Annotated in this window: 21 protein-coding genes; 16 read left to right on the top strand and 5 right to left on the bottom strand. The window is 61.2% G+C overall.

What is annotated here, in order from left to right; all coding sequences use genetic code 11:
- Positions 1–11 precede the first annotated feature (11 nt).
- Complete coding sequence (locus HKD27_RS05180) at positions 12–959, bottom strand: hypothetical protein (RefSeq protein WP_194263914.1); 948 nt, start codon at positions 957–959, stop codon at positions 12–14.
- Positions 960–1,414: 455 nt separating this feature from the next.
- Between HKD27_RS05180 and HKD27_RS05175 the strand changes: the two genes are divergently transcribed.
- Positions 1,415–1,792: a hypothetical protein gene (locus HKD27_RS05175; protein WP_194688650.1), complete on the top strand. Its 378-nt coding sequence runs from the start codon at positions 1,415–1,417 to the stop codon at positions 1,790–1,792.
- Between the two features lie 63 nt (positions 1,793–1,855).
- On the opposite strand, the gene dps is transcribed toward HKD27_RS05175, so the two are convergent.
- Positions 1,856–2,395 (bottom strand): DNA starvation/stationary phase protection protein Dps, encoded by a 540-nt coding sequence (dps, locus tag HKD27_RS05170; RefSeq protein WP_062494354.1) that lies wholly within the window; start codon positions 2,393–2,395, stop codon positions 1,856–1,858.
- Positions 2,396–2,769: 374 nt separating this feature from the next.
- Here dps and pstC point away from each other — a divergent pair, with 374 nt between their 5' ends.
- Genes pstC through HKD27_RS05135 form a run of 7 tightly spaced genes read left to right on the top strand, consistent with a single transcriptional unit; the run spans position 2,770 to position 10,318 of the window.
- Positions 2,770–3,750 (top strand): phosphate ABC transporter permease subunit PstC, encoded by a 981-nt coding sequence (gene pstC / locus HKD27_RS05165; protein WP_062494360.1) that lies wholly within the window; start codon positions 2,770–2,772, stop codon positions 3,748–3,750.
- On the top strand, positions 3,747–4,619 hold the full coding sequence (gene pstA, locus HKD27_RS05160; protein WP_062494362.1) for a phosphate ABC transporter permease PstA: 873 nt from the start codon (positions 3,747–3,749) through the stop codon (positions 4,617–4,619). The genes pstC and pstA overlap by 4 nt, the downstream gene beginning before the upstream one ends.
- Before the next feature lie 38 nt (positions 4,620–4,657).
- Entirely contained in the window at positions 4,658–5,446 is a 789-nt protein-coding gene (gene pstB / locus HKD27_RS05155; RefSeq protein ID WP_062494365.1) for a phosphate ABC transporter ATP-binding protein PstB, read from the top strand.
- A 6-nt stretch (positions 5,447–5,452) separates the two neighbouring features.
- Positions 5,453–6,187, top strand: a complete 735-nt coding sequence (gene phoU / locus HKD27_RS05150) for a phosphate signaling complex protein PhoU (RefSeq protein ID WP_194263911.1) — start codon at positions 5,453–5,455, stop codon at positions 6,185–6,187.
- On the top strand, positions 6,184–6,906 hold the full coding sequence (locus tag HKD27_RS05145; RefSeq protein ID WP_062494369.1) for a response regulator: 723 nt from the start codon (positions 6,184–6,186) through the stop codon (positions 6,904–6,906). Before phoU ends, HKD27_RS05145 begins: the two co-directional genes overlap by 4 nt.
- 18 nt (positions 6,907–6,924) lie before the next feature.
- Positions 6,925–8,178, top strand: a complete 1,254-nt coding sequence (locus tag HKD27_RS05140; RefSeq protein ID WP_228518330.1) for a cell wall metabolism sensor histidine kinase WalK — start codon at positions 6,925–6,927, stop codon at positions 8,176–8,178.
- Between the two features lie 37 nt (positions 8,179–8,215).
- Positions 8,216–10,318 carry a prolyl oligopeptidase family protein gene (locus HKD27_RS05135; protein WP_370544235.1) on the top strand — a complete coding sequence of 701 codons (2,103 nt, stop codon included), beginning with the start codon at positions 8,216–8,218 and terminating at the stop codon, positions 10,316–10,318.
- Positions 10,319–10,389: 71 nt separating this feature from the next.
- Here HKD27_RS05135 and HKD27_RS05130 read toward each other — a convergent pair whose 3' ends face one another.
- Both HKD27_RS05130 and HKD27_RS05125 read right to left on the bottom strand, forming a co-directional pair.
- Complete coding sequence (locus tag HKD27_RS05130; RefSeq protein WP_194688651.1) at positions 10,390–11,805, bottom strand: amino acid permease; 1,416 nt, start codon at positions 11,803–11,805, stop codon at positions 10,390–10,392.
- Between the two features lie 191 nt (positions 11,806–11,996).
- Positions 11,997–13,256: a lytic transglycosylase domain-containing protein gene (locus HKD27_RS05125; protein ID WP_194688652.1), complete on the bottom strand. Its 1,260-nt coding sequence runs from the start codon at positions 13,254–13,256 to the stop codon at positions 11,997–11,999.
- A gap of 63 nt (positions 13,257–13,319) precedes the next feature.
- Between HKD27_RS05125 and HKD27_RS16740 the strand changes: the two genes are divergently transcribed.
- From HKD27_RS16740 to HKD27_RS05100, 5 genes are all read left to right on the top strand, one after another.
- A complete protein-coding gene (locus HKD27_RS16740) occupies positions 13,320–13,793 on the top strand; it encodes a flagellar basal body-associated FliL family protein (RefSeq protein ID WP_194688653.1) in 474 nt (157 codons plus the stop codon).
- 83 nt (positions 13,794–13,876) lie between these two features.
- The gene (gene fliM / locus HKD27_RS05115) at positions 13,877–14,908 is read left to right on the top strand and encodes a flagellar motor switch protein FliM (RefSeq protein ID WP_194688801.1); all 1,032 of its coding nucleotides are present in this window, start codon (positions 13,877–13,879) and stop codon (positions 14,906–14,908) included.
- 14 nt (positions 14,909–14,922) lie between these two features.
- The gene (locus HKD27_RS05110; RefSeq protein WP_194688654.1) at positions 14,923–15,420 is read left to right on the top strand and encodes a DUF6468 domain-containing protein; all 498 of its coding nucleotides are present in this window, start codon (positions 14,923–14,925) and stop codon (positions 15,418–15,420) included.
- Positions 15,421–15,426: 6 nt separating this feature from the next.
- Entirely contained in the window at positions 15,427–16,167 is a 741-nt protein-coding gene (locus tag HKD27_RS05105) for a MotE family protein (protein WP_194688655.1), read from the top strand.
- Positions 16,164–18,737, top strand: coding sequence for a lipopolysaccharide assembly protein LapB (locus HKD27_RS05100; RefSeq protein WP_194688656.1), 2,574 nt, complete (start codon positions 16,164–16,166; stop codon positions 18,735–18,737). Before HKD27_RS05105 ends, HKD27_RS05100 begins: the two co-directional genes overlap by 4 nt.
- Positions 18,738–18,744: 7 nt before the next feature.
- Here HKD27_RS05100 and HKD27_RS05095 read toward each other — a convergent pair whose 3' ends face one another.
- Positions 18,745–19,413 carry a TetR/AcrR family transcriptional regulator gene (locus tag HKD27_RS05095; RefSeq protein WP_228120103.1) on the bottom strand — a complete coding sequence of 223 codons (669 nt, stop codon included), beginning with the start codon at positions 19,411–19,413 and terminating at the stop codon, positions 18,745–18,747.
- 114 nt (positions 19,414–19,527) lie between these two features.
- Here HKD27_RS05095 and HKD27_RS05090 point away from each other — a divergent pair, with 114 nt between their 5' ends.
- The 3 genes from HKD27_RS05090 to HKD27_RS05080 are packed head-to-tail and all read left to right on the top strand — an operon-like array spanning position 19,528 to position 25,379.
- Complete coding sequence (locus HKD27_RS05090) at positions 19,528–20,742, top strand: efflux RND transporter periplasmic adaptor subunit (RefSeq protein WP_062497658.1); 1,215 nt, start codon at positions 19,528–19,530, stop codon at positions 20,740–20,742.
- 6 nt (positions 20,743–20,748) lie between these two features.
- On the top strand, positions 20,749–23,925 hold the full coding sequence (locus HKD27_RS05085) for an efflux RND transporter permease subunit (RefSeq protein ID WP_304601927.1): 3,177 nt from the start codon (positions 20,749–20,751) through the stop codon (positions 23,923–23,925).
- Positions 23,922–25,379, top strand: a complete 1,458-nt coding sequence (locus HKD27_RS05080; protein ID WP_062497660.1) for an efflux transporter outer membrane subunit — start codon at positions 23,922–23,924, stop codon at positions 25,377–25,379. The genes HKD27_RS05085 and HKD27_RS05080 overlap by 4 nt, the downstream gene beginning before the upstream one ends.
- Positions 25,380–25,389: the final 10 nt, after the last annotated feature.

Here is a 25,389-nt window from a genome sequence, read left to right as displayed (position 1 = left end):
CGCCTGTCGCCTCAGGCGCTATGCCAGCTTGAGCCGAGATGTTTGTATGAGACTTCATATTCCTCGATCGTCTCATGGAACCGGTGCTGGTCGTCGATCTGAAGGTCGCAGAGCGGTCTGTGGCTCTGCAGCGCATTGTAGATCGCACGGCTGACAGCCCTGTTGAGGACGCCGGGGCCGGTCTTGAAAGCAATATATAGTCCGCAATGTTCAAAGGTGTTGACCAGCGCCATCATGGCGGCGTTGGAAACAATGGCATTGCTCGGGGCGGCACCGAAAAAATCATTATGCAGCACGTAATTATGTGTCGTGAAAAGATGACACTCCTTGATGCTGCCGGTGGTGAGCTTCTTCCAGGCGTCCAGCGACCGGATCCGCAGATCGGCATCAAGCCACCAGCCGCCATTGGCCATGATGACATAGAGGCGGAGCAGATCGGCGCCTTCGGCAGGATGGCGGACCTTCCGAAAGATCTCGGAAATTTCTCTGCCGTAATGATCATAAAGCCATTTTGCGGCGGAGTCGCGATCGAAGATCGTAAACCGAGTGCCGAGCAGTTCCTGATGGTAACGGATATTGTCCCTGATTTCTTCCGGCGGGTTACAATCCCAGTACATGTAAAGATGAGAGGGGATCGGGTTCGTGCTGGCGATATCTTCCCCGGTCCTGAGGCCAACAGGCGGGTATCGCAGGGCCAGTTCCAGATAAAGTCTGTCTATTTCTTCTCCGGAATGAAATATCTCGAAGGCATTTCCGATGAGATCAAGCCCCTGTCCGACTTTCCCATCCTGCCATGCGGTCTGGATGCCACGGATGTAATCGGCGAGAGCCTGAGAATACGTCTCCAGTTCCCCAAGTTCTTCCGGTGGCGGCACATTGGAAGATTTCAGGAGGCACAGCAGTCTGACCTGAAGAAGTGACTGGGGCAGGGGGAATTCCGTCTGAGTCTTGCCGTGCATATCGAAAGCCACCCTGTAGAAATAGGAGGCTTCGAGAACGTTGCTGTGAATATGAAGGATATTAGCGATGGCAAAGGCATGCTCGACTGTCGATGCACCATGTTTCTCGTAATAGGCAACCGCCTGATGGTCATGGCAGGAATGAAGTATATTGACATATGTCGAATCTGGTGAGCTAATAGCTTCTGAATTAAGCATTTATTAACCATTTATACTGTAATGTCTGCGGGTCGCTGGTGTTGATCATAATGTAACGCCACTGTATCTATCAATGGCTCTGGTGTGATTTCGGATATTTCCCGTCTTTTTCAGGGTTTTTCTGTATTCCAAAGGTCCGACCGACTGACGTCCGGGCAGGGAATCGGGCAAAATGAGGGCAGGGAGAAGTTACAATGGCGAATGATGTCGTATCGGTTTTGAAAAGCGCTCTGGGCCGATGGGTGTGCAGAAAAGACGTGCCATCCCATCCCTCCCTGCTTACGGAACCGGATCTGCATGCTCTTGTTGTGGCGACACAGGCAGGGATGTCGAGCCCGCCCTCGCCGGAGGGAGAACGGGAATGGGGCAATCTGAGGGAACTGACGAAGGACTGGATCGTACAGCAGAAACCAGGCGTCGCGCCGGGGCCGTTGCAGACCCATGACTTCGAACATCTTGCGGCCCTGATCTCACCGGTACTTCCAGATGAGTCAACGCCTCAGGCGGTCTTGGAACCTGCCGTGTCACAACAGGAGCCGCCACAGACCGATATTCAGCCGGAGGTGGTGGAACGCTGGACGCGCGAGGCCCCGGAACTGGTGTTTGCCCGCGAGCATCTCGAACGCTGTCTCTGAACAGAAAAACGCCCCGCAGGAGACCCGCGGGGCGCTGGAAGGCTCAGTCGGGATCGGGGGTGATCAGCCCCGGCTTCCTTTGTGATCGCCGTCGCGCATCTGGCCCGTCGGCTCCTGGACATGCGCCTCAAGGAACCAGAGATGCTTGTCGAGGCCACGGGACACTTCCGTAAAGACGTCGGCCGTATCGTCGTCGCCAGCCTCGTCCGTCACCTTGATGGACTCACGCATGTTGTTGGCAACCGTCGCGTAACGGTCGATCAGTGCCGCCAGATGGTCGGCCACGCGATAGATGTTGTTCGGATAAGGCTTGCAGGCGCTGTTCTTGGCAACATCCTGCACGGTCCCCAGTGCCGTCCCGCCAAGCTGGACAGCGCGTTCGGCGACCGTGTCGGAAAAGCCATCAATGCTGGAGCGGAAGCCATCGAGCATTTCATGAACGCCGATGAACTGCGGTCCCTTGAGGTTCCAGTGGGCCTGCTTGGTGATCAGCGCCAGGTCGATCAGGTCGGAAAGACGGGCGTTCAGCGTCTCGATGGAAACATTCTTGGTGTTGTCCGCCGTGTTGTTCTGCGTCACGTGGCGGTCGGTTCTGGAAACCATTGGACTACTCCTGAACATCGGAATGCGACCCGAAGCTTGGATTCAGGTCGTGAAAATCTTCTCGCGCCCCTTAGCGTTTCGGGGCCGGCGTTCATTCAAACGTGTCATCCGTGCCACGGTTGCCTTGCGAATTCAGGTTTGGACCGGCAATTTCATGATCTGCCGTCGGACGCGGTTTTCGGCGCGGGTGCCTGCCCGTTCCATTGACCGTTCAGGGCGGTTTGTAACGGCCATGGCCTGTGGGGATGACATAAATCTTTCATCCCGTGTCGTTCCTGTTCCGGTTGTTCTTCCATGACAGGACGGCTAATGCACTGGTGTGGTGGCTGTAGCTGCCGGATAATGCCCGTTTTTCAAGTCAGAGCTCCTCACGCATGACCCTTGCCACAGCCACGCAGCCCGAAGAGGCCCGCGACAAGGCCGGTGTTTCCCACAGTGGAAGCCGCCGCAGCGGGCCCGATACCGTATTTCACCTTCTGGTCGCCGCTTCGGCGCTTCTGGTTCTGGTGGTGCTGGGTGGTCTCGTGGTCCTCATGGGCCTGGGGGGCAGTCAGGCTTTCCGGACCTTTGGCCTTGGATTTGCCTTCCATGATGTCTGGAATCCGGTCGCCGACCAATACGGGGCCTGGGCACCGCTGTTCGGCACTATCGTCAGCACGCTGATTGGTGTGGCGATTGCCCTGCCGCTGGCGTTCGGGACGGCGTTCTGGTTGACGGCGATGGCTCCCCCCCGGGTTGCCGCGATCGTTGGAACGGCCGTGCAGCTTCTGGCTGCCGTGCCCTCCATCATCTTCGGTATGTGGGGCTTTTTCACGATCGTCCCCTTCATGGCGCGGACGGTCCAGCCCTTCCTGACCCACCATTTCAGGCATGTTCCGGGGATCAGATTCATTATTCATGGTGCACCTTTCGGCACTGGCCTCATGACGGCCGGTCTGGTGCTGGCGGTCATGATCGCCCCCTTTATGACCGCCGTGATGCGCGACGTGTTCGCGGCCATGCCCAACATGCTGCGTGAAAGCGCCTATGGCTTGGGCGCCACGCGATGGGATGTGATGTGGAAGGTCGTGGTGCCATGGTCCCGTTCGGGCATGATCGGTGCGATCGTCCTCGGGATGGGGCGTGCCCTGGGTGAAACCATGGCCGTGACCTTCGTGATCGGAAACGTGACGGCGGTCGGCTGGTCGCTGTTTGCGCCCCGCAGCACGGTGGCGTCCCTGATCGCCCTTCAGTTCCCGGAAAGTCCAGCCGGGTCGCTGCGTCTGTCCGCGCTGCTGGCGCTGGGTTTCATCCTGATGCTGCTGTCCTTTGCCAGCCTGGCGCTGGCGCGGATGCTGCGGGGAGATACGAAATGAGCGGAACCGTCGTCTCCACAACCGGCTGGAAGCCCAATCCACGCGCGGCCCGCCGGCGCCGTGCCGATCATCTGGCGACCGCTTTTGGCATGGTGATGGCCGGCATTCTGGTGCTGGTGCTGGCGTCCATTCTGTGGACGCTGCTATCACGCGGCCTTGCCGGCCTGTCCGCTACCGCGATCATGAAGCCGATGGGACCGCCTGGCTCCTCCTCAGGGCTGGCGAACGCGATCGTGGGCAGTCTGATCCAGACCTTCATGGCGCTGCTGATGGCGACGCCGCTCGGTCTTGGATGCGGGATCTATCTTTCGGAATACGGGACAGAAACCAATAAATTCGCGTCCTGCGTCCGCTTTGTGTCCGACGTGCTGATGTCGGTGCCGTCCATTCTGGTGGGCCTGTTCGTCTATCAGGTCCTGGTGGCGCCGTTTGGCCACTTTTCCGCGCTTGCGGGCTCCGTTGCGCTGGCGATTCTGGCGGTGCCGATTATCGTGCGTACGACCGAGGATATGTTGCGGCTTGTCCCGACGTCCATGCGCGAGGCCGGAGCGGCTCTGGGCGCGACGCGCTGGCGGGTAACGCTTTCTCTGTGCCTGCGTTCCGCCAAGACGGGCGTTCTGACGGGTATTCTTCTGGCTCTGGCCCGGGTGAGCGGTGAAACGGCGCCGCTGCTGTTCACGTCGCTCGGCAACCAGAACTGGTCTTTCAGCCTCAACCGGCCGATGGCGAGCCTGCCGGTGACGATCTACCAGTATGCCGGTGCATCTTATGAAGACTGGGTACAGCTTGCCTGGGCCGGCGCGCTGCTGGTGACGATGGGTGTGCTGGCCATCAACATTGCCGTCCGCGTTTCGGCGCGACGCGGATGACCCCGGGAACAAGGCAGGGGATGATACAGGATTCCATGATGACCGAGACTGATCCGCAGGTGGCGAAAAGCCCTGAAGTGGCGCTGGCTGTCCGCAATCTGAACTTCTACTACGGCGAAAATCACGCCCTGCACGACATTTCGATCGACTTCCCGGCCCGTCGGGTCACGGCCATGATCGGGCCGAGCGGATGTGGCAAATCGACGCTGTTGCGGGTCTTCAACCGCATGTACGATCTGTATCCCGGCCAGCGCGCGACGGGCGAGGTGATTTTCGACGGGCGCAATGTTCTGGAGCGCGATCTGGACCTGAACATCCTGCGCGCCCGCGTGGGCATGGTGTTCCAGAAGCCGACACCGTTTCCGATGTCGATCTATGACAATATCGCCTTCGGCGTGCGGCTGCATGAGAAGCTGAACAAGGCGGAGATGGACGCGCGTGTTCAGGACGTTCTGACCCGCGTGGCGCTGTGGAACGAAGTCCGGGACCGTCTGCATGCGCCGGCTTCCGGTCTTTCGGGTGGCCAGCAGCAGCGCCTGTGCATCGCACGTTCGATTGCGACGCGGCCGGAAGTGCTGCTGCTTGATGAGCCGACCTCGGCACTGGATCCGATTTCCACGGCACGCATCGAGGAACTTCTCGATGAGCTTAAGGAAGAGTTCACGATCGCGATCGTGACACACAACATGCAGCAGGCTGCGCGCTGCGCGGACCAGGTGGCATTCTTCTATATGGGACGGCTGATCGAAGTGGACAGCGCGGACCGGATGTTCACCAATCCGAAGCAGCAGCAGACCCAGGACTACATCACCGGCAGGTTTGGATAACGCGTCATGGCTGACAGATCTCACATCGTCAAAAGCTACGAGCAGGAGCTGGGCCAGCTCCGGTCCATGATGGCGCAGATGGGCGGCATCGTGGAAAACCAGGTGGCCCTCGCGCTTTCCGCCATCGCGGATCGCAATGAGGAAGCCGCCGATGCGGCTGCGCGGCAGGACCCGGAAGTGGACCAGCTCGAACGCGAGGTCGAAAGCCTTGCGATCCGCCTGCTGGCGCTCCGAAGCCCCATGGCCGGCGATCTGCGCGAGATCGTGGCAGCCCTGAAGATTACCGGCGATCTGGAGCGGATCGGTGATTACGCTTCGTCCATCGCACGGCGTTCCCTGCGGATCAGGATGCCGGAAAACCAGATTTCGCTCTCGGGCCTGCGCAGCATGGGCCGTCTGGTGCAGGAAAACCTGCGCCGGTCGATCGATGCCATCACGCAGCAGGATTCCAACCGCGCCATGGAAGTCTGGCATTCGGACCGCGCCGTGGACGAGTATTACACGGCGCTGTTCCGCGAACTCGTGACGTACATGATGGAAGATGCCCGCAATATCCGCGCCTGCACGGAACTGCTGTTCATCGCCAAGAACCTTGAACGGATCGGCGATCATGCGACCAACATCGCCGAGCGCGTCTTCTATGCCGTGACGGGCGACAACCTGCCGTCCCTGCGTCCGCGCGGGGCTCCGGCGTCGGCCCTGACGGTAGCAGAGACGATGCAGGAGCCTGACGTCCGGTGAAGGGACCATCGTCTGCGCGCGCCAAGGGGCTTGTTCTTCTGGTCGAAGATGATCCGGCCCTGCTTCTGATGACCTGCTACAATCTCGAGCAGCGTGGATACCGCGTCGAGACGGCGGAGGACGGAGAAGCCGCCCTTCTGGCGCTGGAAACGTCCCGTCCGGACGCCGTAGTGCTGGACTGGATGCTTCCGGGACTGTCCGGGCTGGATGTGTGTCGCCGGATCCGCGCCAATCCCGCATTGCGTGATGTGCCGGTCCTGCTCCTGACTGCGCGTTCGGCCGAGCAGGATGCGATCCGCGGGCTCGATACGGGTGCGGACGACTATCTGATGAAGCCGTGCAGCATCGATACGCTCGATGCGCGTCTTCGGGCGCTGCTGCGCCGGCATCAGTCTTCCTATGACCGCCTGTCCTTTGCGGACATCACGCTGGACCCGGAAACGCATCGCGTGGAGCGGGCCGGGCGGATGCTCTCGCTCGGGCCGACGGAATACCGCCTGCTGGACCTGCTGATCCGTAATCCGCGCAAGGTGTTCTCCCGCGAGGATCTGCTGCGCCGGATCTGGGGCCAGAACATCCATGTCGAGATCCGGACGATCGACGTCCATATCCGGCGTCTGCGCAAGGCCATCAACGGTCCGGGAGAGGTCGATCTGGTGCGGACCGTGCGTGCGGCCGGTTATGCCCTGGATGACGGCCCGACGACGGACGGCGGCTGACGCGTGCCGTCGGGGGGATTGCCGCCTGCAGCAGATACGCTGCCACTGCAGGTTGGCATGGTCCTCGTCTGCGTGGCGCTGGCCGGGTGGGTGCTGGCAGTCTGGCTCCTGCTGCGCCAGCCCCGGGTTCCGACGTCCCCGCCTGACGATTATCTGAAACCCGTGTCTCGGGCCGACCTGCCGGTCGATCCGCTGCCAGCCTGCGCCGTGGTACTGGACGGGCTTGGAGCGATCGTGCAGGTCAACGAGGAGGCAGCGTCCCAGTTCGGGGAAACGGTTGGCGCCATCCTGCGTCATCCCGCAGCGCGCGCTGCACTTTCCGCGGCGTTGCGGGCACCGGTTCTGGCCAGTCCATCGGGCAGCAGCAATCGGGGGGATCTGCCGCCGGTCTGCTCCACGACCTTTACGCTCGATGTGCCGGTTCCGCGCACGCTTCACCTGATGCTGCGCCGGCTCCCGGGCGGGAAGGGGCAGGACAGGCGTGTTCTGGTGGTGCTGACCGACCGGAGCGAGGCGCAGGCTGCGGACAGGATGCGTATGGATTTCGTAGCCCATGCCAGCCACGAACTGCGCACGCCGCTTGCCTCGCTGAGCGGGTTCATCGATGCGTTGCAGGGGGCGGCCGGGGAAAACCCGGTCATGCGGCATCAGTTTCTCGACATCATGCGCCAGCAGTCCGAGCGGCTGAAACGGCTGATCGACCGTCTGCTGTACCTGTCGCGCGTGCAGGCGCATGAGCATCAGCGCCCCCGGGACGTGGTGGACGTGGCCGATCTCATGGCGGTGGTGCTCGGGGAAGTTGCGCCACGTTTCGAGCAGGAAGGGCGCACTCTGAAGCTGGAGATCGAGGACGACCTGCTGGTTCGCGCTGACGAAGATGAGATGGTGCAGGTCCTGCTCAACCTGATCGAAAATGCCCTGCGTTATGGCGCGCAGGAGGGCGATCCGCTGACCATCACCCTGTCCGCACGGCGTGCGGCCAGTCCGGATGATCGCTGGCCTGCTGATGGAGGCGTCATTCTCGGGATCGAGGACAATGGCTGCGGGATGGAAGCGCATCATCTGCCTCGCCTGACCGAGCGTTTCTATCGCGTGGGCGCGCCGACGGACGGTGCGGGGCAGGGGACAGGGCTCGGTCTGTCCATCGTGCGCCATATTCTGGACCGGCATGGCGGGCGATTGCGGATTGCGAGTGCGCCGGGAAAAGGGACGACCTGTCTGGTCTGGCTGCCGCCTGCGGGGGCGACACTTGCGGTTTCGGTGGTGGAATGACAGTTTCCTTCTGAAACAATCAGAAGGTGTTGCGACAGTGAGAGTTCTCCGCAGTTTCCGCCGTGTCGGTCTGGCCGCTCTGCTGACGGGTAGCATGTTCACGCCGCTTCATGCGGCCGATGCCCCCGACACCATCCCCGCCTGGCTGAGCGATATCAATGGCGCGCAGGCCATGTCCTGGGTGAAGGCACAGAACGACCGGACCCTGCGTCTTCTGGGTCATGGGCCGCTTTATCAGGGCCTGTACGATACCTCGCTGAAGCTGCTTCAGACGCATGACCGTCTGGCATCGCCGATCCAGATTGATGGGATGATCTATAATTTCTGGCGTGATGACCGGCATCTGCGCGGCATCCTGCGCCGGACGACACCGGATTCTTATGCGACCGAGCATCCGGAATGGACGGTGGCGCTGGATCTCGATGCGCTGGCGGCGAAGGAAAAGCGCAACTGGGTCTATGGAGGCGTGGACTGCCTGCACAGTCAGCAGAATCTCTGCCTGCTTTACCTTTCCGACGGTGGCGAGGACGCCAAGACCGTCCGGGAATTCGATCTGCGGACTGGAAAGTTTGTCGAAGGCGGGTTCAGCCTGCCCCATGCCAAGCAGGATTCCAGCTGGCTGGACCGGGATACGCTTCTGGTCAGCTATCCCTGGACGGATGCCGATCTCACGGAATCGTCCTATCCGTATATCGTGAAGCTTCTCAAGCGCGGGCAGTCTCTGGCCGAAGCGCAGGCGGTCTTTACCGGCAACCGCAAGGACGTCGAGGTCGGGCCGGAAGTCCTGCATGATGGAGCCGGGCATCAGGTCACGCTGATCCGCGAAGGTCTGGATGCGTTTTCGTCGAAACTGTTCCTGTATCGCGATGGTCAGGTGACGCCGGTCGCCATTCCCCTGAAGGCAGACGTGGCGGGGCTGTTCAATGGCCGTCTGGTGGTACAGTTGAAGGAAGACTGGAAAGTCGGAACGCAGACTTTCCCGCAGGGCAGCGTGGTGCTGGTCGATCCGGCCGCCGCAACCGTTGCGCCCCAGCTTCTGCTGGCACCGACCGGCAAGCAGATGATCGAGGGAGCATTCACGAGCCATGGCCATCTGATCGTCACGCTTTACGACAACGTGCGGGGCCGGATCTCGATCTATACGCCGTCCGGTACGGGCTTTACGCACCGGGACCTGCCGCTGCCGCAGAACATGTCGGTGGATCTGGCCAGCGTCGACGAGGACAGCCCGGTGGCCTATGCCGTCTCGACCGGATTTCTGAGCCCGACCACCTTGTGGGAAATCAACAGCGATACAGCTTCGGTGCAGAAGCTGCATACGCTGCCGGCACAGTTCGATGCCTCGGATATGACGGTGGAGCAGCAGGAAGTGCGCTCGACGGATGGAACCAGTGTCCCGTATTTCATCGTGCATCGGCGGGACATGAAGCTGGATGGCACCAACCCGACGCTGCTTTATGCCTATGGCGGCTTTGAAGTGCCGCTTTTCCCGTTCTATTCGGCCGGGATCGGCAATAACTGGCTGTCACGGGGCGGCGTTTATGTGCTGGCGAACATTCGCGGTGGCGGTGAGTTTGGACCGGCTTGGCATGATGCGGGGCTGAAGACGCATCGCCAGCGGATCTATGACGACTTCGCTTCCGTGGCGAAGGATCTGATGGACCGGAAGGTGACGTCTCCGCAGCATCTGGCGATCCAGGGCGGCTCCAACGGTGGTCTGTTGATGGGGGTCGAGTTCACGCAGCATCCGGATTTCTGGAAGGCTGTTGATATCGAGGTCCCGCTGCTCGACATGATGAATTACGAGCACATGTCGGCGGGTGCGTCCTGGGTGGGTGAATATGGAACGGTCTCCATCCCGGAGCAGAGGGCGTTCCTGCGCGGGATTTCGCCGCTTCAGAACCTGAAGCCGGATGTGAAATATCCCGTGCCGTTCATCGAGACGACCACCAAGGATGATCGCGTTGGTCCCGTTCATGCCCGTCGTTTTGCATGGCGCATGAGCGAGCTGAAGCTGCCGTATTATTACTGGGAGCAGGTGGCGGGCGGTCATGGTTTTGGTGCGAGCCAGAAGGAAATCGCCCAGACTCAGGCGCTGAGCTATGCCTATCTGTGGTCCGAACTCGGCGGGACGCATTGAGGCTTCGCATCATGCGGATATGAAAAAGGGCGCTCCGAGGAGCGCCCTTTTTTGTGCCGGAAGGAAGGAGATCAGCCGTGGCGGCGACCGCGATCCAGCAGGCACCAGCCGCCAATCAGGATGGCGCCGATCAGGGGGATGGCGCCGATCGTGATCGTGCCGTCCGGGTAGTCGAAGGCCATCATGATCAGGACGAAGCCCAGAAAGCCCAAGGTGGCCCAGGTCGTATAGGGCGCGCCGGGCATGTTGAAGCCTGTCGGCGCGATGTCCCCGCGGTTGATCGCAGCCCGGAGGCGGAGCTGGCACAGCAGGATGAAGCCCCAGGTGCTGATGATGCCCAGTGCCGAGAAGTTCAGGACGATTTCGAACACGCGCGACGGGATGAGGTAGTTCAGCATCACGCCGACCAGATAGACGGCCAGCGTGGTAAGGATGCCGACATAGGGCACGGAGCTGCGGTTCAGCTTGCCCAGGGCCTTCGGGCCGGAGCCGCCAAGGGACAGTGCGCGCAGGACGCGGCCGGTGGAATACAGGCCGGAATTGAGGCTGGAAAGGGCGGCCGTCAGCACCACGATGTTCATGATGGTGCCGATGCCCGGAATGCCGAGCGCCTGAAAGAACGTCACGAACGGGCTCGTGCCGGCATGATATTCTGTCCAGGGCAGCAGGCAGACCAGCAGGATGACCGAACCGACATAGAACAGGGCGATCCGCCAGATGACGCTGTTGATGGCGCGCGGAAGGATCTCACGCGCGTCTTCGCACTCACCGGCCGCCGTGCCCAGCAGTTCGATGCCCGAATAGGCGAACACCACGCCCTGAAGCAACATGAGGGCGGAGAACAGGCCATGCGGGAAAATACCGCCGTTTTCGGTAATCAGGTGAAAGCCGGTCGTATGGCCCGCCACCGGCATGCGTGTCCCCAGAATGATGGCACCGGCAATGAGAAAGAGCGCCAGTGCCACGACCTTGATGAGGGAGAACCAGAACTCCATTTCGCCGAAATAGCGCACGCCGATCATGTTCATGGTGCCGACGATCGCCAGGGCTGCAAGCGCGAAGGCCCATTGTGGAACCGGCAGGAACACCGCCCAGTAATGCATGTAAAGCGCGACGGCCGTGATATCGACGATGCCGGTCATGGCCCAGTTCAGGAAGGACAGCCAGCCCGCCATATAGGCGGCCCGCTCGCCAAGGAACTCACGCGCATAGGTCACGAAGCTGCCGCTGGTCGGGCGGTACATGACCAGTTCGCCCAGTGCCCGCAGGATCAGGAACGAGAAGACGCCGCAGATCGCATAGATGATCGCAAGGGACGGCCCGGCCACCTGAAGCCGTGAGCCCGCGCCCAGAAACAGTCCTGTTCCGATGGCGCCACCGATGGCGATCATCTGCACATGACGGCGTCCGAGGTCCTTGTGATAGCCTTCCTCACTGATGGCCCCTGCATGGGTCGGGGTGTGATCGGGAGCCGGGCTTGTCGTCATCTGCGCGTCCTGGGAAGTCGTCGTAAAAGGTGTCGGTAAAGCTGTATGGGGCATGACGAGAGGCCGGGCCGTGAGGGCCTACGCTTCATGCGCGTCAGCTATGTGTGGCATGCATGGGAACATAGGCGAAAGTGACCGCATTGCCAACGCGGATTGCTTCTGGGGCCGAAACTGTTCCCCGGACTGTGCCTTCAATGTCCCGGCGGGACCGCCATGCAGGCCATTCCTTGTCCGGAAAGAGTCGAGCAGGCCTGCGCCGCTCCGACACGGCTGATCCCCGTCAGACGGGCACGCCAGACCGTGGTGCCATGGCTGGGGGTGGGATGCACTTCGATTCGGGCGGACTGCAGCGACGTAAATGCGGCCTGTCGTGCCATGGTGGCCGCAAACTTCGCCTGTCCGATGCTGCCGAAGGCCCCCACCTGAACCGCCCACGGGCCATAGCTTCCGGGACGCCTGTAGCCGACCACCATGGTGGTCGATTCTGTTGGCTGTGTCGGCAGCGTATGGGGCGTCGGAATGGCGGGGGCGGGCGGGAGCGGGCGGGAAGAGACCGGCTCCTGAATGGTCAGCGTATCGCCAGCAGGTCTGGAAACAAAGGTTGGGGACGGTGCGGCGAGGGGAGGCGTGCTGACGGGCTGGACGGCGCACGGTACATCGGGATCGTAAGCGTCGTCCGGGTTGCACGGAACGGCGCTGGGGGCGGCGATGGGTGTCTGGGCGGCGGCGCTCGTGACATGCCGGCTGGCCCAGACCTGCCCCACACTGCGGGCTGACGCCGTCATGACCGGCGCAGGCGCTGTCTGGGCCGGGGCCAGACCTGCAAGGGCCGTGCCGGACTGCGAGGCGTTCAGCTGATCGGCGGTGGCATAGGCCGCCAGCGGACCCGTCATGGCGACCTGCGTGCCGAGATGCGGCGTGATGCTCGCAACGTAATTGACGGTTTCGTTGGGCAGTTGCCGCCCTTCGTAGAGATAGTCCTCAAGCCGCTGCGGACCGGCATTGTAAGCGGCCAGAAAGGCCGGAGCTCCGTATTTCCGGGCGAGGATGCTGATATAGCCCGTGCCTGCCATGATATTGTCATGCGGCTCGTAAGGATCCGAACGCAGACCGTAGCGCGAGCGCATGTCGGCATAGGTCTGGGGCATGAGCTGCATCAGGCCCATTGCCCCGGAATGGGACGTGATGGGCCGTCCGTCCAGAAACTGGTGACCGCCCGATTCCTGATGGATCACGGCACGGATCCAGTCCTGGGGAATCGAGAAGCGGTTTGCGGCCTGGATGATGTACGGACCCCACGGATCACTGGCCGGACCGGGCGCGCGATAGGCGCCGCTTGAGGAATAGTACCGGTCGTACGGAGAACGCTGGGACGCGCAGCCTGCAAGGGCCGCAAGGCTCAGAATGATGGTTCCCGTCTGAAGGAAGACTCGCCTTTTCCTGAGCATCATAAACCCACTGTTAATCTTTTATGCCGATGATGAGCGCTGTCCGAAAGAGAAGGCAGACAAACGGTGACGACGGAGACTCCGGAAAACGAAACCCCGGTCAAGAAGGGGGGTAAGCGCAAGATCATCATCCTTGCAGTGCTGGCATGCCTGCTTCTGGCTGGTGGTGGAGCCTTTGCATGGAAGCATTTTCATCATGCGGCAACCCCGGTCGCCAAGACTGCCCCTCAGCCGGTGAAGTGGACCACCATCACCATTCCGACCATTCTGTCCAATCTCGACTCCGGGACGGATCGCACGCGATACGTCCGGATCGGTGCCCGGCTTGAGGTCGAGGACGGCAAGAACGCCGCCAATATCGCGGCCCTGATGCCGCAGATCCAGGATGCGTTCCAGACCTGTCTGCACGGAATGCAGCCTTCGGAGCTTTCCGGCAGCGGTATCTACCGGCTGCGCGAAACGATGCTGGCACAGATCACCAATATCGTGGCGCCCCTGCGTGTGAGGGATCTCTTTTTCGTAGAGGTGCTGGTGCAGTGAGTGACGACCGACAGGCTGATACCGCTTTCGCGGACCAGGGCACGGACATACCCGCCGCCGCCTTTCCCCTGTCTGGACAGGGCATGGCAGGGCTGGGCCATAACAGCGATGAAGACCATGTTCTCAGCCAGGCCGAGATCGACAGCTTTTTTGGCAAGGATTCTGTGGTCACGGGTGCTGCTGACAGCAGCGGTATCGAGCGCGTGGTCAGCACATCGGGTGTCTCGTCCGAGCGGCTGCCGATGCTTGAAGTGGTCTTCGACCGTTTTACCAGAATCCTGACGACAAGCCTGCGCAATTTCACCAGCGACAACGTCGAGGCGTCCATGGACCGCCTGGGCTCCCAGCGTTTTGGAGATTACCTCGAAAACGTGCCGGGACAGGCCATGTTCGCGGTTTTCAAGGCAGAAGAGTGGGACAATTACGGCGTCGTCGTGCTGAGTTCCTCACTGATCTACAGCATCGTCGATGCCCTTCTCGGGGGGCATATCCGTGGCGACAGTGCTCTCACCGCTCCGGCCAGCCGCCAGACCGGACGGCATCATACCGCCATTGAGCGCGCGCTGATCGAGCCGATGGTCAGGATTATCCTTGATGATCTGGAAACGAGTTTCAGCCCGCTCTGCGCCGTCAATTTTCATTTCGAGCGACTGGAGATGAATTCACGTTTCGCGATGATCTGCCGGGCCGGAAACGGGGTGGTTACCGCACGGTTCGGCATCGATATGGAAGGCCGCGGCGGAGACGTGGATATCGTACTCCCCCACGCTACGCTCGAGCCTGTGAGAGACATTCTGCTCCAGCAGTTCATGGGCGAGAAATTCGGTCATGACGGCATCTGGGAAAACCATCTCGCCCGAGAGCTCTGGCAGACGGATCTGACCCTGGATGCCGTTCTGGAAGAGCAGACCATGAATCTGAAAGACATCATGAAGCTCGCTCCGGGGGATCAGCTTGTCCTGCGTCGCAAGCCGGATGCTCCCGTCAGCCTGCGGTGTGGCGAACACGTGCTTTTTACGGGGCGGGTCGGGCGAAAGCAGGGGCAGGTCGCCGTCAAGATCGAAGACGTTCTTAACCAGAAACCCGGCACGGATCGTGCCACATCCTATAGCTGAGCGGAGCATATTTCATGGACAGATTTCAGCTTGGGATCGAGATCGCCCTGTCAGTGCTGCTGCTGGTGACGATTTTCTACAGTCTCTATCTGGGGCGTGCCCTCTCCGTCCTGCGGCGTGACCGCGGACAGCTCGATGCCCTGATCGCCAGTCTCCAGTCCAGCAGTGCACAGGCTCAGTCCGGCATTGATCATCTGCGCCAGACGACGGAACTCGTCGGGCGTGCCCTGGGGAAAACCGTTGAGTCCGGCAAGAGCCTGAAGCGGGATCTGGCCATGCTGTGCGAACGCTCCGAGACGCTCGCCCAGCATCTGGAATCTCTCCTTCCCGCCGGGCGTGTCGCCACCGCAGGCATGAAGGCCTCTTCCCGTGTCGAGGAACGGCCCGAGGAAGCCCCGTTCCGCTCTGCGCTTCGCCTGAAGCCGGACGAAGTGCGGACCATGAAGCCCAGTGGCAGCAAGAGTGCTGCCGAGCGTGAACTTCTGCGCGCTCTTCGTCAGAAGCAGGGATAAGACGTCATGTTTTTCCGTATCCTGCATCTTGCCTGCGGTCTCATGATCGTTCTTCTCGGGGTCAAGATCTACGCGATCGCGGGTGATCTGATGGGTGACGCGGATTCTCCCTCTTCGTCTCTGACAACTGTTGCGATGGCCCAGCCGCAGCCGCAGCCGCAGCCGCAAGCCCAGCCCGCTGCGCCGACAGAAGCTACACCGACGGCTCCAAAGCCCGCGGGAGCTGAGCCCACCCTGGCGACGGCTGTTCCGAAAACGGATGATCTATGTGCGCACGGGGGTTGCAAGGGACCCGTGCCAGCTGCGCCAGCACCAACGGCTCAGCCAGCAGATCCCGCACTCGTGGAACAGCTCGCTACCCGGGAAAAGGAGCTGGATCGGCGTGATGCAGCACTGAATGACCGCCAGCGCCTTGTTGATGCGGCTGAGGAAGAGCTGCAGCGACGGATGACAGCGCTGGAAAATTCCCGGACTGCCCTTGAGAACAGCGAACAGCATACGGACCAGCTGCGCAATGATGATGCTGACAGGCTGGTCAAGATCTATCAGACGATGAAACCCGAAGATGCCGCAGCAATCTTCAATATCCTTGATCTGCGGGTTGGCGTAGCGCTGCTCAACAGGATGAATCCGCGCAAGGCATCCGCAATCATGGAGGCCATGTCCCCCCAGCGCGCCATTCTCGCCACGCAGCTCCTTGTGAACTCTCATGCGCGGCCTGCCACCCGGATCGGTGGTAACGGATGAAACGGGCGTTTCTGGCCACTGCACTGACCCTGTCGCTGCTTGAAAGTGCTGTGGCCGCGCCCCCGCCCCCGCCCCCGCCCCCGCCCCCGCCTAAAGTTGTCAGCGCCAAGCCGGAAAAGGTAGACGCAGGCCCTGCAAAAGCCCCTGATGAGAAGCTGTTGCCTGCTGGCTGGGCTTTCCTGAACGATCCGTCGCCGCTTTTTCCGCATCCTGAAAAAGCAGTACAGGAAAAACGGGTTTCTGCTGGAGCGGCCTTAGGCACAGGAACGCAGTCACAGGCCACGACAGCTCCCACTTATGGAACGTCCGTGCAGGTGCCCGGCGCAACCGGACTGTGGCTGCCTCTGGGTGAGCTGACGCCTGTCGCGGCGTTCCGCAATGGGCAGAATATCGTGCTCGTGGCGGCGGGGCGGCATGTCCTGGATACGGCGGGCCTGGCCGGGATCGGACCTTTCGAATCTGTTTCCAGCCGGATCCTGTCAGATGTGACAGTCATTACCGTAACGTTGTCCGACGAGCGCGATCCTGTTCTTCGTCCTGTCGGGGCCGGGTGGACGCTGTCAGTTGCGGCGGACGTAAAGCCTCAGGCCGATATGCTGCTCGGGCAGGATGCAAACGCCTTGACGTTCACGCCGCCGGTTGCGGAAGGTCTGCCCCAGGTTGTCGCGCTGGATGATCCTGATTCAGGACGAAGGCTGCTGCTTGGAATGACGCGCTCAGGCCGCATTCAGCAGTCCATGCGGCGTCTGGGAACCGGGTTCGCGGTCCGGAGCAGTCTGATCGGTGTCGTGGTTGCGGCTGATTCCGACACCATAGAGCTGCGTCAGGCGGGTGGGAAACTGATCCTGGATACGATGGGGCCGGACAGTTTTCCGCTGATGGCATCCAACCGGCTTCAACCCTATGGCTCGTCCCTGAGCGGTGTCAGTCTGGGGCCGGGAACCCCAGAAGAACTGCGGGAAGCGCTCAGGCGGAGTGTGGCCTCTGCTGCCATGGCGTCTTCGGGGGATCGTTTTGGTGCCCGGATGCGGGTTGCGCAGGCGGCAGCACGGGCTGGCAATGGTCCACTTTTGGGCGAAGTCATGGACGTGGCTTTGCAGGACTGGCCTGAGGGTGTGGAAAAGCCCGAAGCACGCCGGCTGCAACAGATATCGGCGGTGCTCAATGCCCGGCCGGGTTCTTCCTCGCTGGCAGAAGATGGTGGGAGTACGCCGGAAGACCAGCTCTGGCGCGGAATGATGCGGATGCTTCTGCCATCTTCCCGTCGGGTTGGACAAAGCGCATCAGGGTCTCCGGAAAGCGACCGTCTTCAGACGGCGGATCTGATTGCGACAGGACTTCCTGTTCTTCAGGCCTATGCAGCTCCGCTGAAGGAGCGGCTATTGCCTTTGGCGACCCAGTGGATCGCGCGTTATGGAAGTGATGGCGCCACGAAAGTGCTCGATCAGTTTCCCAACGGACCGCAGGTGGCTCTGGCGAAGGCTCTGCTGGCAGCGCGACGGAATATGCCGGATGCAGAAGCGAAACTTTCTATTCTTGCACATGACCCATCGCCGCTGATCTGGCCGGTGGCTCGTGAAGCTTCGCTCCGGCTGGCATTGGAAAAAAAGACTCTCTCCCCGCAGGCTGTTGCGGATCAGGTGGATGGCATCCTGCCTGCTCTTCGGATTGCGGAACGCGAGAAGGATGGGCGTCTTCTACAGATCAAAGCCCTGATGGAAGGCGGAAACCTCGAAGGGGCCGCTGCGGCAGTGCAGGAATGGGGGCGTCTGTATCCGGATGATGCTGCCAGGGTCGCTGTGCAGGAAACGGACATTATCCGGCAGATGGCGCAGTCTGCGTCTTCGGGCGCGCGGCAGAATATGAACGAGGTTGCCTTTCTGAAAGATGCGCTGCTCAAAGCGTCAGACAGTGCCTTGCGCGGTGACATTCTCGATGGTCTGGCGCGCCGCTACGAGGCACTTGGTTTGCCGGATCAGGAGCGTGAGGCCCTGCGGGATCTTCTGGCATCCGGGAATAATGCCCAGGAGATGAATGTCCGGATCCGGCTGGCGACGCTTGAGCTCAATATGGGAGACCTCAAGGCGGCACGACAGGATCTTGGGGTTTTTGTGGAAGGATCTCCGGATGCTGCCCTGGCGCTTCCGGGTGGAAGCAGCAGCCAGTCCGTGGAGGTGGCGCTTCTGAAAGCGCGTATTGCACTGGCGGATCATCATCCGGAGGAAGCGGTGTCAGAGCTGGCGACCATTCGCGATCCGCGGGCCTGGACCTTGCGGGCACAGATGGCTGAAAAGGCCGGGGACTGGCCTCATGCGGTTGAGGCGCTTGTGCCCATGCTGGACAGTCTCCCGCGAGCCGGTGGCGCTTCGAAGGGAGTGCTTTCGCCTGAACAGCAGGCTCTCGTCCTGCGAATCGGTGGGGATGCGTCGAGAGCGCAGGATCAGCAGACGCTTAAAAACCTGCAGACCCGCTTTGGGGCACTGATGAATGGAACGCCGTCTGAAAGTGTTTTCCGTCTGCTGACAGGGGAGCGTGAGGATGCCTCGCCGCCGGTTTCCGCAGGGGGATAAGTTTTTGTCAGGTCGGAGTGACCGGACGATGGCCTTCGAGGAAAACCCTGATGCCATACGCCATGAATTTTTCGAGGTTTTCTTTTGAACGGTGGGGTTTGCAGTGGGTGAGCCGTCCCAGCATGGGGCCGCCCAGCGTCATGCCGAAGAGCAGATCCGAGGCTTCGGTAATGTCGGGAATATCCAATCTTCCGGCTTCGGACTGTGCAGCCAGCCAGTTCTGGATCGGCAGGACACGACCCGAAAGCTGGAAGAGATCTGCGACGAGCTGGCGGACGGCCGGGTTGCGGCTGGTTTCCGTGATGACGGAGCGGAGCAGGCTCAGGCGCTCGTCGCAGAACATACAGGCAGCGATACTGGTCATCAGGCCCAGAAGCTGTTTCTCCATGGGATCTGTGGGCAGCGGCGTATAATCTATGGGGGCGAAAAGCCGTTCCAGGATCAGGGTCTCGAAAAGAACTTTCTTGGAGTCGAAAAACTGATAGAGGGTTTTTTTGGACATCCCCGAGCACGCTGCGATGCTGTCCATCGACGCGGCATGATAGCCGTGGGTGGTGAGAACCGCACTGGCCGCATCCAGGATCCGGATGCGTCTTTCGGCTTCATCGAGCTGCGCTGGACGGCCACAGCAGGGCTGTTTCCGGTCTTCGGACTGGCTGCTCGACGGACTGTTCAAGATCAACTCCGATATTATTTCACAGACTGAATTGACGTCTGTCAAAGAAACCCGCTAGTTTCCGTCCTCGCGGGAAACTAGCGGGTTTCTGTATCACAGGATAGCGGCCGTATCATGCCTTCTTTTCAGAAAATGTCTTTGAATTCTTCTGCCGCCCTGTCTCCGGTCGGTCCGTGGGGTGGGAAGGGAACTTTTCTGGTGCCGCTTCTGGCACTGCCGCTGCTGGTGGCGGGATGTCAGAAAAAAACTCCCCCTCCCCAGATGCCGCCGCAGCCTGTCGATGTGGTGACGCTGAAGACGCAGCCTGTTACGCTTGAGACGTCCCTGCCGGGTCGGACGGATGCCTATGAGCAGGCACAGATCCGGCCGCAGGTGAATGGTGTCATCGTCTCGCGTGATTTCGAGCAGGGTGCGGACGTCAAGGCGGGGCAGCAGCTCTTCCAGATCTATATTGCACCGTATCAGGCAGCTTACGATCAGGCGAAGGCGCAGCTTCTCAACGCACAGGCCGCGGCTGCCCGGGCAAATGGTCAGCTGAAGCGGTATCGTCCGCTGGTGGCTGCCCATGCCGTGAGTTCGCAGGATTTCGACAATACGCTGGCGACGGCGCGTGAGGCTGAAGCCCAGGTGGCCCAGGCCCAGGCTGCCGTGGAAGCAGCGGCCGTCAATCTGAACTACACGCATGTTCGTGCACCCATCAGCGGCCGGATCGGCCGCACGCTCTATACGCCGGGCGCGCTGCTGACGGCGGGTCAGAGCCAGGCGATTGCAGTCGTGACGCGGCTTGATCCGATCTATGTGGACGTCAATCTTGCGGCGGCCGATATGCTGCGCCTCAAGCGGGAGCTGGCGAACGGGCAGGTCGAACGCAGTGGTGCGGATGCGGCTGCCGTCAGCCTGAAGCTGGAAGACAGCTCCGATTATCCGACGCGCGGCAAGCTCCAGCTTTCCGAAGTCACGGTTGACCCGTCGACCGGAACGCTTGTCATGCGCGCGGTTTTCCCGAACCCCGATCATCTGCTGCTGCCCGGAATGTTCGTTCATGCGCATATTCAGGAAGGCATTGATCCGAATGGTCTTCTGGTGCCGCAGGTTGCGGTCGCGCGTGACGCCAAGGGCAATCCTTACGTCATGATCGTGGATGGTGAGAACAAGGTCACCCAGCGTTCCATTCAGGTCTCGCGGACGGTGGGGGATTTCTGGCTTGTTTCGGACGGGCTGAAGGCAGGTGAGAAGGTGATCGTCAACGGTCTGCAAAAGGTGCAGCCAGGTGCGAAAGTCACGCCTCACGATGTCCCGGCTGACGCCCCAGCGGGAAAGGCGGAGTAACCCCGCATGTCATTGTCCCGCTTCTTCATTGACCGGCCCATCTTTGCTTGGGTCATCGGTCTGATCATCATGCTCGTCGGTGCCGTGTCGATCACGCGCATGCCGATCGCGCAGTATCCGAACATCGCGCCGCCGCAGATCGCCATTTCGGTCATGTATCCGGGTGCGTCTGCCGAGACGGTGAACAACACGGTTGTGCGCCCGATCCTGCAGCAGATGTATGGTCTGGATCATCTCGAATACCTGTCGGCCTCGTCCTATGCGAGCGGACAGATGGAGATTGACCTGACGTTCGAGCAGGGCACAAATCCTGACATCGCGCAGGTTCAGGTCCAGAACAAGCTCCAGCTGGCCCAGCCGCGTCTGCCGTCGGAAGTGACGGCTCAGGGTCTGAGCATCACGAAGGCTACCAAGAACTTCATGATGGTTCTGGCCTTCATTTCCGAAGACGGCAGCATGTCCGGGCAGGACATCGCGGATTATGTGGCGTCCAACATCTCCGATCCGCTGTCGCGTGTGTCGGGCGTGGGCGATCACACGCTGTTCGGCTCCGAATATGCGATGCGCGTCTGGCTGGATCCGTCCAAGCTGTACAATTTCGGCCTGACGGTCGGGGATGTTCAGGCGGCGATCTCGGCGCAGAACATTCAGGTCTCGTCTGGTGAACTCGGCGGTCTGCCGGCCAAGAAGGGCATTGGTTTCGATGCCACGATCATTGGTCCGACACGTTTGAGCACGCCGGATCAGTTTAAAGAGATCCTGCTCAAGGTGCAGCAGGATGGCAGCCAGGTGCGTCTGAAGGACGTGGCACGGGTTGAACTCGGCGCGCAAAGCTATGCGTTGGGCTCGGTCTATAACGGCCATCCCGCGTCCGCGATGGCGCTCAAGCTGGCGCCAGGCGCGAACCAGCTCAAGACCGAGGCCGCTGTGCGGGCGCGTCTGGGTGAGCTGAGCCGGTATTTTCCCCCGGGGCTGAAGCTTGTCTACCCGCTCGACACCGAGCCGTTCATCACGCTCTCCATTCATGAGGTGGTCGAGACGCTGATCGAGGCCATTGTCCTCGTATTCATCGTCATGCTGATCTTCCTGCAGAATTTCCGTGCGACGCTGATCCCGACAATCGCGGTGCCGGTGGTGCTGCTGGGGACGTTCGGGCTGATGTCCATCCTGGGCTACAGCATCAATACCCTGACGATGCTGGCCATGGTTCTGGCAGTGGGTCTGCTGGTCGATGACGCGATCGTTGTGGTCGAGAACGTCGAACGAGTGATGACGGACAAGGGGCTGTCTCCCAAGGAAGCGGCCCGTGTCTCCATGGACGAGATCTCGGGCGCGCTTGTGGGCATCGTACTGGTGCTGACGGCGGTGTTCCTGCCGATGGCGGCCTTTGGCGGTTCGACGGGTGTGATCTATCGTCAGTTCTCCATCACGATCGTTGCGGCCATGTGGCTGTCGGTTCTGGTGGCGATGGTCATGACGCCTGCGCTTTGCGCGTCCATGCTCAAGCCAACGCACAAGGGCAGTGAGCGTGGTCCCGCGGCCTGGTTCAACCGGACGTTCGATCGCCTGACGAACGGTTATATCGGTGGTGTGAAGTGGATGATCCGCGTACCGGCGATCAGCATGATCGGATTCGTGCTGCTGACGGGGCTTGTCGCGTTCCTGTTCATTCGGGTGCCTGGCGGCTTCCTGCCGGATGAGGATCAGGGGATCATCTTCGGCCAGGTGACGATGCGTAACGGGGCGACCCAGGAGCAGACGGCGGCCGTCAACCAGAAGATCACCGATTACGTGCTCAAGACCTATGGCCAGTATGTGGAATCCGTCTTTACCATGTCGGGCTTCAGCTTCGCGGGTCAGGGGCAGAGTGCGGGTGCGTTCTTCATCCGCATGAAACCCTGGGATCAGCGGCCGGGATCGGCACATACGACCATGACCGTGTCGCGCGAGATCATGATGCATTTCTGGATGGACCCGGAAGCACAGATCTTCGCCGTCAATCCGCCGGCCGTGATGGAGCTGGGCAATGCGACCGGCTTTGATCTGGAACTGGAAGACACCGGACATCTGGGTCACGACGCCCTGCTGGCGGCGCGGAACCAGATCCTGAGTGAAGCAGCACGGAACCCGCTCCTTCAGGCGGTTCGCCCGCTGGGTATGGAGGATGCGCCGCAGTTCAGTCTGGACATCAACCGCGAGCGTGCCAACGCACTGGGTCTGACCAATGCGGACATCAACACGACCCTCGAAGGGGCTCTGGGCTCGATCTACGTCAACCAGTTCATGCGCAATGACCGCGTCAAGCAGGTCTATATCCAGGGCGAACCCTGGGCACGCATGACGCCGGAGGATCTGAACCGCTGGTATGTCCGCAACGCGATCGGGACGATGGTGCCATTCAACGCCTTCGCCTCAGGACACTGGGTCAATGGTCCGCAGAAGGTCGAGGACTATAACGGTCTGAACTCTTACGAAATTCAGGGCCAGCCAGCCGTGGGGGCGAGCTCGGGGCAGGCCATGGCGGAAATGGAGAAGCTGCTGGCCAAGCTGCCGCGCGGTATCGGCTATGAATGGACGGGACTGTCCTTCGAACAGCTTGCTTCGGGGGGATCCACGGCGCCGCTTTATGCGCTGGCCACGGTGGTCATCCTGTTCTGTCTGGCGGCGCTGTATGAAAGCTGGGCCATCCCGTTCGCAGTGCTGCTGGTGCTGCCTCTGGGTGTGCTCGGGGCTATCGTGGCGACGCTGGGCCGCGGGTTGTCCAACGACGTCTATTTCCAGGTGGGGCTGCTGACGACGGTTGGTCTGTCGGTGAAGAACGCGATCCTGATCGTGGAATTCGCCAAGGCCTTCTTCGAGAGCGGCGAAACTCTGGAAGACTCGGTTCTGGAAGCCGGGCGCGAGCGTCTGCGTCCGATCCTCATGACTTCGATCGCCTTCGTCTGCGGTGTGTTCCCGCTGGCGATTGCGACGGGTGCGGGATCGGCGGCGCGTGTGGCGATCGGCACCTGCGTGGTGGGGGGCATGCTCTCCGCGACGCTGCTGGCGATCTACTTCGTGCCGGTCTTCTTCGTGGTGGTGCTGCGTCTGTTCCGCGTCACGCGGGTGCGTGACCGCCAGGACCCATATGCTCATCTGGACAACAAGGCGGCGCCTGTCGCCGAAGGGGAGCACGGCGCATGAAGGCCCGTCTCGGACTTACTCTCGGGGTTCCCGGCCTGCTGCTGGTGTCGGGGTGCAATCTGGCCCCTACCTATCATCAGCCGACGCAGGCGACTCAAAACAGCTATCCTGCCGATACGGGCGCGAAGAACGTGGCGTCCGCAGCCAAGGTGGCTGATCTGGGATGGGAGGATTTCTATACCGATCCGCGTCTGAAGGCGCTGGTGCAGCTTGCGCTACGGAACAACCGCGATATTGCGGCGCAGGCGGCGGCCGTCACGGTGTCGCGTGGTCAGTACGAGATCCAGAACGCATCCCTTTTCCCGATCATTTCGACGGCTGGGCAAGGCATGTTCCTCGGCCCGTCCGATACGGCGGGTTTCTCCTTTGCACCGGGTCTGGGCACGAACATTTCAACGCTGCGTCTGTATCAGACGTCGATCGGGTTTTCGTCCTACGAGGTCGATCTGTGGGGGCGTATCCGGAACCTGACGCAGCAGCAGAAAGAGACCGTCCTCAACAGCGTTGAGAACACCCGCAATGTTCTGCTCACGACGGTTTCACAGATCGGTACGACCTACATCCAGTGGCTTGCGGATCGTGAAGAACTTCGGGTGACGCGTGACACGCTGAAATCCGAAACCGACACGCTGCGTCTGACACAGCTTGCGTATGACAACGGGGAAGCGGATGCGCTGACGCTGGCGCAGGTCAAGACGCAGGTCGAGCAGGCCTCGGCCTATGAGGCGCAATATGTCCGGGCGGTGGCGGATGACGAACATGCGTTGCAGCTTCTGGTGGGCACACCGCTGCCCGCCAATCTGCCGGCCCCGGCTCCGTTCGGTGCGCAGACCATGATCAGCGACCTGCCCGAAGGCCTGCCGTCGGATCTGCTGGCCCAGCGCCCGGATATCCGGGCGGCCGAGCATACGCTGATCGGTGCGAACGCCAATGTAGGTGCGGCCCGTGCAGCGTTTTTCCCGCGCGTGACGCTGACGGCATCGGAAGGTACGAGTTCGCTCCAGTTCCGCAAACTCTTCACGCCGGGCGCGGAAACCTGGACCGTCTCGCCATCCATCAGTCTGCCGATCTTCACCTGGGGGCAGAGCGAGGGAAACCTCATGATGGCGAAAGGGCAGAAGCTGCAATATGCCGCGCAGTACGAAAAGGCGGTGCAGACGGCGTTCCGCGAAGTGTCCGACGCCCTGACGGCGCGGGAAACCTATACGGCGCAGGACCGTCATATGGTGGCACTGGTCGAGCAGTCCCAGAAGGCGTTCGATCTGGCCATGATGCGGTATCGGGCCGGAATCGACAGCTACCTGACGACCCTGACGCAGCAGCGCACGCTGTTTCAGGCGCAGCAGAACGCCATCACGGTCAAGGCCGCGCGGTTCCAGAACATTGTGACATTGTATCGCGCGCTCGGAGGTGGGTGGAGCCAGAAGACGGTTTCGCCTAAGGTGCCCTCATAAACGCACTGAC

The organism is Gluconobacter sp. R75690, from assembly GCF_015244525.1.
In the GTDB taxonomy this organism is placed as follows: domain Bacteria; phylum Pseudomonadota; class Alphaproteobacteria; order Acetobacterales; family Acetobacteraceae; genus Gluconobacter; species Gluconobacter potus.
This window is presented reverse-complemented; position numbering and strand designations above follow the sequence as displayed.